This window comes from Helicobacter kayseriensis, from assembly GCF_021300655.1.
Classification (GTDB): Bacteria; Campylobacterota; Campylobacteria; order Campylobacterales; family Helicobacteraceae; genus Helicobacter_G; species Helicobacter_G kayseriensis.
The window spans coordinates 1-11,382 of sequence record NZ_JAJTNB010000008.1 but is presented as its reverse complement, the minus strand read 5'-3'; the positions used below and the strand labels follow the sequence as shown (position 1 = coordinate 11,382).

9 protein-coding genes and 1 tRNA gene are annotated in these 11,382 nt (G+C 36.6%); 3 read left to right on the top strand and 7 right to left on the bottom strand.

Annotation, left to right across the window (positions count from 1 at the left end):
* Positions 1-37: 37 nt before the first annotated feature.
* The 7 genes from LW137_RS05730 to LW137_RS05700 form a co-directional block, all read right to left on the bottom strand.
* Positions 38-394 carry a flagellar protein FlaG gene (locus LW137_RS05730; RefSeq protein WP_233034122.1) on the bottom strand — a complete coding sequence of 119 codons (357 nt, stop codon included), beginning with the start codon at positions 392-394 and terminating at the stop codon, positions 38-40.
* 74 nt (positions 395-468) lie between these two features.
* The gene (locus LW137_RS05725) at positions 469-1,680 is read right to left on the bottom strand and encodes a murein hydrolase activator EnvC family protein (RefSeq protein ID WP_233034116.1); all 1,212 of its coding nucleotides are present in this window, start codon (positions 1,678-1,680) and stop codon (positions 469-471) included.
* Positions 1,681-1,683: 3 nt separating this feature from the next.
* The gene (locus LW137_RS05720; protein WP_233034109.1) at positions 1,684-2,493 is read right to left on the bottom strand and encodes an FtsX-like permease family protein; all 810 of its coding nucleotides are present in this window, start codon (positions 2,491-2,493) and stop codon (positions 1,684-1,686) included.
* Positions 2,480-3,151: a cell division ATP-binding protein FtsE gene (locus LW137_RS05715; RefSeq protein WP_233034102.1), complete on the bottom strand. Its 672-nt coding sequence runs from the start codon at positions 3,149-3,151 to the stop codon at positions 2,480-2,482. Before LW137_RS05715 ends, LW137_RS05720 begins: the two co-directional genes overlap by 14 nt.
* The gene (gene trmB / locus LW137_RS05710; RefSeq protein WP_233034098.1) at positions 3,135-4,322 is read right to left on the bottom strand and encodes a tRNA (guanosine(46)-N7)-methyltransferase TrmB; all 1,188 of its coding nucleotides are present in this window, start codon (positions 4,320-4,322) and stop codon (positions 3,135-3,137) included. Before trmB ends, LW137_RS05715 begins: the two co-directional genes overlap by 17 nt.
* Positions 4,322-5,533, bottom strand: a complete 1,212-nt coding sequence (locus LW137_RS05705) for a fibronectin type III domain-containing protein (RefSeq protein ID WP_233034095.1) — start codon at positions 5,531-5,533, stop codon at positions 4,322-4,324. Before LW137_RS05705 ends, trmB begins: the two co-directional genes overlap by 1 nt.
* On the bottom strand, positions 5,481-6,437 hold the full coding sequence (locus LW137_RS05700; RefSeq protein ID WP_233034094.1) for an RluA family pseudouridine synthase: 957 nt from the start codon (positions 6,435-6,437) through the stop codon (positions 5,481-5,483). The genes LW137_RS05705 and LW137_RS05700 overlap by 53 nt, the downstream gene beginning before the upstream one ends.
* A gap of 117 nt (positions 6,438-6,554) precedes the next feature.
* Between LW137_RS05700 and LW137_RS05695 the strand changes: the two genes are divergently transcribed.
* The 3 genes from LW137_RS05695 to LW137_RS05685 form a co-directional block, all read left to right on the top strand.
* Positions 6,555-7,616: an FtsW/RodA/SpoVE family cell cycle protein gene (locus LW137_RS05695; RefSeq protein ID WP_346344796.1), complete on the top strand. Its 1,062-nt coding sequence runs from the start codon at positions 6,555-6,557 to the stop codon at positions 7,614-7,616.
* Positions 7,578-7,654: transfer RNA gene (locus LW137_RS05690), tRNA-Ile, on the top strand. Before LW137_RS05695 ends, LW137_RS05690 begins: the two co-directional genes overlap by 39 nt.
* A gap of 437 nt (positions 7,655-8,091) precedes the next feature.
* Positions 8,092-11,382 (top strand): autotransporter outer membrane beta-barrel domain-containing protein (locus LW137_RS05685; RefSeq protein ID WP_233034093.1); only part of this gene is annotated, 3,291 nt, incomplete at its 3' end.

Sequence of the window (11,382 nt, the reverse complement as noted above, 5' to 3'; positions counted from 1 at the left end):
CCATCTTATTGCTCTCTGTGCTTGTTGTTTTCAATTTTTACCCTTGCTTATTGAAAATTGCACCGACTAAATCATGCATTTTCTTCATTAGCTCAATCGCTTCCTTTGATGGAATTTCTCGAATCACCTTTTGACTCTCCACATCCTTAACCACAACCAACAAACCCTCAATTGTATCATCATAATTAAAACTAATATCTGTCCCCAGCTTCCTCATTTCCTGATTAAACTTTTGAGTAAGAGATTGTAGTTCTTCTCTGAGTTTTTTATCTTCCTCAGTATCGTGCCTTTTTTCCAACACCTGCCTAGATCCAATCTCTGTCCCTCCATACTGCTTGGCCAAATCCAAAATCTTCTCTTGTGCCAAAGAAATATTTTGTCTCAATTCAAGCATTCTCTTCCTCCTTGAAAATTTAAAACTCCACCCTAAATCGTCAAAAAGAATTTTTTCTGAAATCTTTTTAAATTTTATTGAATCAACTCTAAAGGATCGATATGCTTATCTTTTTGTGTTACTTCAAAACCTAAACGCTCATTGACTTTTCCAATAATATACCCTCTTTTGATTCGCAAACCTGGGCGTATTGTAGGAGCAATCTTGTCTAAATAGGCATAAATTGTATGCATCTGATTGGCATGTTCAATAATCACAACTTTCTTAAGCACTGGCGTTTCTTTTGCAAAGACAACTTTACCATCCATCACATTTTTAACATTTGAGTTTGCTTTTTTGGGAGACAAAATCACAGATTCATTAAAGACTTTGATTTTATACACAGGGTCAAAATATGTTCCAAACCTTTGCTCTATCGCATAAGTATCAAGAGGGGCAATCGTCTTTCTTCCACGATAATGCATTGTTGAAACCTGACGATATGAACTTCCCATTCTTCTAACATCCAATGGGGCGACACGATCTTTTTTTGCAATCTGTGTTTTTGCTTCATCTTTTTTTTGTATATCTTTTCTCTTCTCGTTTTGTTTTCTAATATTGAGTTGCTCCAAAATTTCATCTAAATTGCGTCTTTCTTGAGCGATTTTACTCATTCTCTCATCATATGCTTTCAAATCTTTTTCAAGCTTTGCAATCAAAACGTTACTTCTCTTCACACCTTCTTGCAGTTTTGTCCTTCTCTGGTTTTGTTGTTTGATCACCCCCTGAAGAGCTTGCATCTTCTTAGAGATTTCTTGTATCTCAACTCCGATCTTTTTTTTCTCATCTGTCAGCGAAGCAATGCTTGTTTTGGCATTTTTACTTAATGCACCAAAAAGCTCACTTAAGACAATATCTTCAGAACTCGTAGGTTGTTTATCACTCACGATCACGCGAAAAGCAAGCTCTTGGGCAATCAGCTTTGTGATTTGGGACTGGATATCCATATTACGCTTGTGTAGTTCATCACTCCTATTTTTTGCAAGCTTAAATTCTTTTTCCTCTTCTAAAAACTTCCCTTGATTGTCCTCAATTTCTTTTTCCAAAATCTGAATCTCATCTACCAAAGATTTCAACTCATTGTTTTGAAAAGAAATTTGCTTTCCCAGCTCCTTAATTTTGGCACTGATCCGATCTTGTTCTTTGATATTTTTTTGAATCTTGGCTTGATTTTTTTTTATCGCATTATCAACATTTTGGGCATTTAACCCTATTATAATTGCAAGAATACCCACTACCAAACGCACGATTTAATAATCCTTTTGACGAATAATAACAACCAAAGCTGAGAGTATGGAAATACAAACTGAAATCACCAAAAGCGAAATAAAATCACCAACAGGAGAAAATACAACATTGCTAATCTCTAAAGATTCCAAGACTGATGCAAACTCATCTCGATTGAGAATATAAAAAACTCCACCAATAACAAGCAAAGAAGAAACCGCAGAATCAATCAAAGCAAGCTTAAATAAAATCTTATTTTTCATCCAGCTAGGTGCTCCAAGATAACTCATAATCTCCATTCTTTTTGAATGTTGCAAATGCCAGATTTCAACCTGCTTTACCATCAGCAAAATACTTAAAATCCCAAGAAGCGTCCCAAAGAAAACAATGCTCTTTTTCAAAAGAAGGAGCAAGCGATAAACTTTTGAATGAGTTTTTGCAAAAAGCTCCACTTTTTCGACACCTTGGATAGAAAGCAGAGTATTGCTGATATTTTTTAGCTGAGATTGATTAGGAAAAATATCAAGCGTCATCGAATAAAACAAGGGAAGCTCAGATTTCAAAAAAGCCAAATTTTCTGCCGAAATTGTGTGCTCCAAACTTTTTAAAACAATCTGAGGATCAATCGGTTTAATCTCTTTAAAATATCGAATCTTAGAAGACAAGAGTTGAGCATTTAACTCTTGCTTAGAAGCAATCACAATAGAGTAATCTTGAGAAAGTTTTTTTTCATGCTCCTCTACAGCTCTTTGGACCAATACTGCACTCTCAAAGCTAAACAAAAGCATCACAAGCGGATAAATTAACGATAAATGCCTTTTAATGAAATTCATAAACCATCCCATCCTCTATTTGAAGTCTTTTGCTTGCGATATCAAGCATTGCAGGAATCTGATGCGTAACAACAACCACAGTAATCCCTAACTGTTCATTGGCACCCTTCAATAAATTCCAAACCAAACTTGAAGAATACTCATCCAGATTTCCTGTCGGCTCATCTGCCAAAATCAAAAATGGATTATGCGCCAAAGCCCTTGCCATCGCAACTCTTTGCTGTTCTCCACCACTTAGCTCAAGTGGATATTTAGAGGCTTTGTGACTCATTTTAGTATGAGCTAGAAGTTTTTGTGTTTTTTGCACACAAAGTTCTTTAGCATAGCCATTGATTTGCATAGGAAGCATCACATTCTTCTCCACACTCCACTCTTCAATCAATTTGTAATCTTGAAACACAATCCCGATGTTTTTTCGCAGCTTCAAAATATCGCTTTTAGAAGGTTTTTTCATATTGATCCCCCCTACACTTAGATTACCTCCTCTTACACTCAATGCCCCATAAAGGGACTTAAGCAATGTGCTCTTACCACTTCCACTTTCACCAACAACAAAGACAAAATCTTTTTTATAGATTCTAAAATCTGCCTCTTTGATCACGGGTTCATTTTTTTTATAAAACAATTCAAGCTTTTTTGCCTCAATCACTACACTCAATTTCTTCTCCTTTTTGAATCATCCTCAATAGCTCTTGATGTGCCTTATGCGTCGCTTCTGTTGGCAAAGGATTTCCACCCAAATATCTTGGCTCTCCTTGATTGGGGATGAGCAAAAATTTACTTTGAGGCTGATTAAAGTCTCCAAAACTTACCATTAAAACAGAAAAATCACTGGAAGTATAAAAACTATCAATATGCAAAAACCAATCAGTCTTGATGACCTTTTTTGGGATTTTATCAAAACTTCTAAGAAAAACTTTTGCAGGGAAAATAAAAGCCTTATTGTGTTTCTTTTCTGTCTTTTTCTCCATAGCAATGACCTGTAGATCATAAATATCTTTATGCTGTCTCAACCAACGATCTTCATATTTACTCACTACTTCTTTTTGAAGATTCTTATTGATTTTGCATTGCAAATGCTTTTGTCTTAAAACAATCTCCAAAGCATAGAGAAAATACCCTTCATCATCGCTTCTTAGCTCAAGCTTTCCATCTTGATCTAAGATTCGCATCGCCTCATGTAAAAATCTCTCACTCCACACACGTCTATGAGGTTTTTTCTCCCATGGCACAGGAAAATGTATATAAATCGCTTGACACAACGAAGAAGGCAATAACTCCAAAAACACCCTTGCATCAAAATTGATAATCCACACATTTTCGATCCCCTGAATCTCAATCTGACGCAAAACTTGCTCAATTGAAGGTGTATGAATTTCAATACCGATAAAAAACATCGATGGATTCTGCCTAGCTTTATTCAAAAGATGTCTTCCAGAACCAAATCCAATTTCAAGCTCAAAAGGACGATGAAAGTCTGAAAAATGATGAATTTGCTTCAAAAATGGAGAGAGAAGAGTTTGCTTAAGTGAATCATTATTGAGATTGTGTGTAATAAGCATATCTTCATTATATGAGGCAATAACTCTTAGCGCTCCCTTAATGATGCCCGTAGGAAGATTTTTTGACCCCTTTTCACATTTCAAAATATAGTCATTTTGTTTTTGGCGATAACGCTTACGCAGAAAAAACTCATGCTCTTCAAAACGTACCAAAATCAAACTTTGCGTTTCATCGCCCTCTTTTTGTGCCTCAAATACAAACTCATATTTTCCACTCACAAAAGGCAGTGGAGGAAGTCTCAATTCTTTTGCTAAACAATGCGGCATCATTCTCTCTTTAATTTAAATTCTTGACTTGGAGAACTTGGAATTTGATTGACATCAACAAATTCCACCCAATACACATAATCCACCCCGACTTTCATTTCCTTATCTACAAATCTTGTTGCACTTGCAGGAAGCTTAAATTTCAAAGGAGTACCAAAAGCTCCTTCTTTGCGATAAACATTGACCTCCATCACCCTTTCACTTGGTTTTTCCCATCCAATGATAGCCTCACCTTCATGCACACTTGCACCTTTTATCATTGGGGGATTTGGAGGAATGAGAGATGTCCCACATACTGGGATCTGATTAAGAGATCCTTGAATCCCATCCTTATCTACAGCTACAACCTTAAAAAACCACTTCATTCCATTCTTGTCGGTGCGAAATTCATAGTAGGGCTTAAGTGTTTCTGCAATCTTTTCAAATCTCCCCTCCTCTTTTTGTGAAGCATAGATCACATATCCAGCCAAATCATTGATTTTTGAATCATCCCATTTAAGGATGATCAACTTTGGAATATTTTGAGAGGCTGTAATGTTTTCAAGCAATGGAGGAGGAAACTTTGTCGTCGCCTTTGCCACTTCAGAATAACGCGATTTATCACCCTCAAAGCTCACTCCAGCGATACGATACTCATAAGTTGTGCCATCTAAAAGATTTCGATCATAGTATTCGACATTAAGACGATCCTTCACTTCAGCGATTTCACTCCATTGATTTTTGATCTTTTTTTCAATGACATATTTTTTGATGCTTGGATTTGCATGAACACTCCAAACAAGTTTTACAAGTCTTGGCTCATCACTACTTGCAAAAAGCGTATCCACAGGCTGAATAAAAGAAGTTTTGACTTTGAGAATTTTGCTTCTTTGAGAGATTCGATTGTTTTTACCCAAAATTGCAAAACTATATTGATAAACACTTTCGGGTTTCAAACCTCGATCATAAAAGTGTGTTGCCAAAGGATTGCGAATAATAGCAATACGCTCAAACTCCCCCTTGCCTTCTTTGCGATATACCACAAAGCCATCGATATTAGAATCGTTCACCCTCTTCCACTCAAACGCTACAGAACTCACATCAGGCAACACTTGAACAGAAGGAAGTGTTGAAAGGGATAAATCTAAATTGGGATTAAAAAATAAATTTGCACATCCACTAAAAACTATCCCCAAAACACTGAAGTATATGCCCTTGATCCACAACTTCATTGACGCTCTCCATGCCAAATTTTTCTTCTAAGAATCCTAACATATCTTTAAAAAGTGGAGCACAAATGCAATGCGTTTTTTGCGTGCGAGGATGAATAAAATACAAAAGATAAGCGTGCAACATCAAACGCACTCCGCAAGAATCCTTTTTTCCGTATATTAAATCACCAATTATGTGTCTTGAAAGCGTTTCTAAATGCAATCGAATCTGATGAGTTCTTCCTGTATGAAGTTTAGCTGCAATAAGCCCCATTTCTCCTTGTAAAAGAGAAACAAAAGATGTCTTTGAATAGCGTCCATCAGAAAGTTTTGCCATTTTAAGACGATTATTTGGATTGCGTCCCATATAACACTCTACTTCAATATCTTGCTTTAGTGGAAGATCTGTGATGGCTAGATAATATCTCCCCATTTGACGCGTTTTAAGTTGATTTGAAAGCGCAATATGTGCTTGATTATTTTTTGCAATCGCAATAGCTCCACTTGTAGGCTTATCAAGACGATGGATGATCCCATAGCGCTCTTCTCCGCTCAGTGTCGAAAGTACATAGCCTTTATTTTTAAGATAATCTACAAGTGTCGCTTCTTTGACACTTGGAGCATCATGAATGACAAGATGAGGAGGCTTATTAAGCACCAAAACATCCTCATCTTCAAACAAAACTTCTACTTCAAAATCAATCTGTGTTTTCTTACATTTTTCTTGTTCAAGTTTTTCTAAAGAAATACAATCATTTTCTTTGAGTAAAACTCCACCTTTGGTGCATATTTTGTCATTACAAAAAATCAATCCGTGTTTGATGGCTTGGGTGATTTGGTTTTTACTCACCCCAAGCTTATGTGCCAAAACAGAATCAAGTCTTGAGCTATTTTCAATATCTGAAGCGGTTATGATAAACTTCATTTTTCATCTTTAATCTAAATATAAAAGTCGAGGTTTGAGTTGTTTTCCAATCGCAGGATTCTAGCACATTTTGATTTTCTCATCCCATTGCTTATCCTGCCTATCATTGGGATCTCAATGTTTCTAATCTATGAACTTGGAAGCAATTTGATTTATAAGCAACTCATCTATGTCGGAGCTTCTCTTATCATCGCTTATATTATATTTTTCATTCCTTTTCGCAAACTTTCAAAAACAATTTATGGCTTTTATTGGCTTTCGATGTTTCTTCTCATTTTAGTCGAATTTGTTGGAACAAAAAAGCTAGGAGCACAACGCTGGATAGAAATCCCCTTTACCCCATTCTCAATCCAGCCAAGCGAGATTTTAAAAATCTCACTCATGCTTATGCTTGCTCTTGTCATTCGCCAAAATCCTCCACCCAAAGAAGGATATGATTGGCATGAATTTGGACGCATTAGCCTCCTAATCCTTGGTCCATTTCTCATCATCCTCCAACAGCCCGATCTTGGGACAGCTTTAACGATCTTATTTATGGGCTATGGGATGCTCTTCCTGATTGGAGTCAATAAAAAAATTTGGATCACTCTTTTTTGTATTTTTGCATTCTCTTCTCCGCTTATCTATGAGTATGGAATCCGTGACTATCAGAAAAAACGCATCCACGACTTTCTTTCTGAAAAACCTTCTCATCAAGTCACACAATCCATCATCGCTATCGGTGCAGGAGGTCTTAGAGGAAAGGTAAAAGATGAAGCGACACAATCTCAACTCAAATTTCTGCCTATCGCAACAAGCGATTTTATCTTTGCCTACTATATGGAGAGGTTTGGGTTTGTAGGAGGAATTTTGCTTATTGTGCTTTATTTATTTTTGATTTTTCATATTCTTTTTTATTCTCTTAGTGATAGCAGAGATTATTTTCTGCGCGTCATTTCTTCTTGTGTAGCAATTTTATTTTTTGTATACATGAGTGTCAATATCGCTATGACGATTGGGTTTGCCCCTGTTGTTGGGCTACCTCTTCCTCTCTTTAGCTATGGGGGGACAAGCTTTCTGACCTTTATTATTATGCTGGCGATCCTAGAAAATCTCCTTGCTTTTAGGTTTGATCTAAAGTATAATTCACCTTCTGCAAAGGGACCCTTAGCTCAGCTGGTCAGAGCACTCGGCTCATAACCGATTGGTCGCAGGTTCGAATCCTGCAGGGTCCACCACTTAAAATACCAAACCATACAAAAAAGTCCAAATACAAAACTCCAGTCTCTAGCGTAATCATCACTCAAAACCAATAAAACCTAGTGAACAAATTAAAACTATTAATTATTTTTAATTTTGTTTTCAAAGAATCTTCTACAAAAAAGACAAAGAAATTTCAAATCATCACTAAAAAATTATTTCCAATGGTACCTATAGATATGCGATAAATTCGGGGTTTTCTCCTTCTCCTATCACGACTCAAACAAACAATCTAATGCATATAAAGCTATCAAAAACAAAAAAATAATCTTTCATAAAGCATCTGTGATAAGATTATTAAACTTCTTAAATAAGAATTTTTATTTTTAGGATTAAGAGGTAGACACTAAACACTAAACACACATGTCAAACATCAGAATAGACACACTAATCTAAATGAGAAAAAGGAAAACAAATGAAAAACACAAAGACACGCTATTCTTATCGTTATTGTTCTTTAGTAGCAACTTCTCTTGCTTTGATACTTGGGGGAGGAACCTCACTTAGTGCCGGTAACATCGACACCGATGGGATGAGCAATACAATCTTTGAAAAAAATAACAATCGATATGGACTTTATGTCAAAGATTCTGCTTTGCCTAGACAGATAAATTTAACATCAGATTTAATTTTTTCTAGTCCAATTGCTTCTAATTCTAATATAGTTGGTCCTTATGCATTTTTTGGAATATTGATAAGAACAACATACCTCACACTTCAGCCTTCTAACACAACTCATGCGATTCTATTTGGCAATGGAACAGGACTTTTTGGGAATTCCAGAGCATTTGGAATCCATATCTCTAGAGCAACACTTAATCTGAACTCTGTTGCCTTAGTTTATGGGACAACCAAAAACCCCTCTAGTAGCACTTTTGATACTGGTCTATATGTTTATAACCCCGATAATCCCAATAATCATATTCACCTTTACTTTGGCAACAACTCCACAACAAACTTTGGAAATATTGGAGGAGATAGCTTTCAATTTGCTGAAGGCTTTAGCTTCAAATCCAAAACATTGTTTGAAGGAAAAGATGATGCATCGATTAATGTTGAACAAGTGCAAGCCAATAAGGCTACGGGGATTCTTATCAATGCTGATAGCCTAGATATGAAACTTGCCAACAGCCAAATAAGATTTGGTTCTATTCAATCTTCTTATGAAGATGGAGGTTTTGTCATCAACGGATCAGAAGACAAAACAAAAAAATCGAAGATTAATTTGGATAATTCTCAAGTTATCTTTAACAATATTACATCTAATGGGGATATCGCATATGGGTTTTATACCGCTGGGATGGCTCCAATAATTTTAGGGGACAACTCATCAAAAATTATTTTTGAAAATATTGAAAACACAGGTAATGGCAACCCCGATGAATTTGGCACAGTTAATGTAGGAGGTGCTACAGGTATCGTTGCTCAAAATTCAGCAACCTATTTCTTTGGAGATAAAAATCAAAATAAAGGTGGTGGAACGATAGAGTTTCGCAAGATCAAGGGTGCTCAATTTGCTCAAGGGATGAGCGACACTAGCTCTGATGGCAATCTTAATCTCAACGCTTATAAAACAAACTTCATCTTTGGTAATATTGAGGCCAAAAAATCTGCAGGGATCAAAGGATCGGCTATCAATAAAATCAATGCAGAGCAATCAAGCTTTGTTTTCAAAAAGATCCGATCTACCGCTGACTATGCTGTAGGACTAAGAAAAGCATCTATTGATGCTAAAGCTTCCTCATTTAGTTTTGAATCAATTTCATCTGACAACAAATCAGCCTATGGAATGGATGAGATAACTCTTCGCTTAAATGATCGCTCATCAGTCACATTTAACTCTATCGGTTCTGGAGACAAAGCTGCTGGTATGGTGAATAGCTCTATTTCTGGCGGAAATGTCACCTTCAATAAAATCTCTGGATCAAATCAGGCAATAGGGATTGATTTGAGCCAAGATGCAAAAGTTTCCAATGGCGCTCAAATCATCTTCAATAACATCGGACCCTCCAAAGTGACTTCCGGAATTTATTATGACGGGAGTAACAAAAAACAGCTTACGAGCGATAAAGGATGGGGAAGTATCGTTTTCAAAAAGATTCAGCCTAGCAGCGAAAAGAATACCGATCAAAATATCGATGTTTTAAAATTATCCAACAATAGTGCTTCACTAACAATCAAAAATGTCTCTATCGCTCATGGAAATCCTGCAAGCTTTGATAACATGCTTTATGGAATCTACAATGATGTCAATCGCTCACATTTCACGTTTGCAAACACGACTGCTACTTATGAAGGAGTAGAAGGGAAAGACATCGCAGGGAACATCATCAAAAGCACCACAAACTATTGGAATAATCTCAATCAAACGATCAAAGTCGCTCAAAACACTACAGGATATGGGATTTATAGCCTTGGAGGGACTTTGGATGGAACCATGAAACTAACCATCAATCTTGATGCAAAAGAAACTAGAAACAGAAAAGCAAGCAATACAAAAATGGTAGGGATCTACCTCAAAGAGGGGGATTTGACATTGGTCAGTCAATACAATCTTTCGCTCAAAAATGCAACCAATGCTATTGGGATTCTTATCACTCAAGGCAATCACACTGCAAATCTCAACTCATCATCTAGCACAATCAGCCTTGCTGGTGAGAATGTTTATGGCATCGTTTTAGAAGATGGGGCTAAGGCCAACATCAACAATGCAGGAACTACTATCGCAAGTTTTGTTGGCACTTCAAAAACTGTAGGAGTTTTGTTTAAAGGTAAGAGTGCTCTGAGTGGGACACTAGCATTTGCAAATTGGCAAAAGGGGAATTTCATAGAGGCAGAGAAAGATGGAGCACTCAATGGAAGTATTAAGATTTCAGCATATTCTAGCACCAATGAAAAACTCATCTCAACTGCAAAAGATGGTCTACTCACTCTAGAAGCTCAAGGTAGGATCGTGCTTGGTAGCGATTCGGGAGATAACAATACCTATGGTCTATATAGCAATCTAAATAATAATCCAGTCTATGGACTTGATAATGTCACATTTAATACACGCAAAGATTTTACAGGCAGCGATTCAAATCAAGTCTATGGAATTTATTCCAAACAATCTAGCACATTCCAACTCTCAGAAGGAAGCACTCTTACTTTCAATGTCCAAAAATATAAAACAGATTCTGGAGAATTATTTGAAGGAACTGCATTTGGAGGGGACAGCAACAAAGAAGCTAAGCTGATTTTGGGTAATAACTCATCTATAATCTTTAATGCCAATGGCGGGAAATTAGCTGAAATTACAAGCAATGAAAGTTCACATGTCCATCTTAATCTTGCAGGAAATAATCCAGAAAGATTCCAAAAAACAGCAAGTCTTGAACTTAGAAGCTTAGAGGTTTCCAAATTTGATCTCAAAGATAGCACAATCACCCTCTATGCCTCAAAAGATGCAATCATTGCAAGCACAGGATATACAGATGGAAAGGCATATACAAGTGAGGAGTATAGGTCAATACAAGGAGGAAGCGATCGTTTGATCATTAAGGGAAGCGATGGCGACAAACTTAACAACACTCTTGAGCTTCAAGTCGATCATATTGACAATGATCAAAGTCCAGCCTATGTTGTCTTAGCTCAAGTTACATCAGCCTCCAAAGATAAAGTTATCTTCAATAATCTTACAAGTGAGGGAAGCACAGACATCACTGTC

Excerpts from the sequence above, each read along its gene's own strand:
- LW137_RS05730 (WP_233034122.1), bottom strand. The coding sequence starts at position 394 with ATGCTTGAATTGAGACAAAATATTTCTTTGGCACAAGAGAAGATTTTG.
- LW137_RS05720 (WP_233034109.1), bottom strand. The coding sequence starts at position 2,493 with ATGAATTTCATTAAAAGGCATTTATCGTTAATTTATCCGCTTGTGATG.
- trmB (WP_233034098.1), bottom strand. The coding sequence starts at position 4,322 with ATGCCGCATTGTTTAGCAAAAGAATTGAGACTTCCTCCACTGCCTTTT.
- LW137_RS05705 (WP_233034095.1), bottom strand. The coding sequence starts at position 5,533 with ATGAAGTTGTGGATCAAGGGCATATACTTCAGTGTTTTGGGGATAGTT.
- LW137_RS05700 (WP_233034094.1), bottom strand. The coding sequence starts at position 6,437 with ATGAAGTTTATCATAACCGCTTCAGATATTGAAAATAGCTCAAGACTT.
- LW137_RS05695 (WP_346344796.1), top strand. The coding sequence starts at position 6,555 with ATGTTTCTAATCTATGAACTTGGAAGCAATTTGATTTATAAGCAACTC.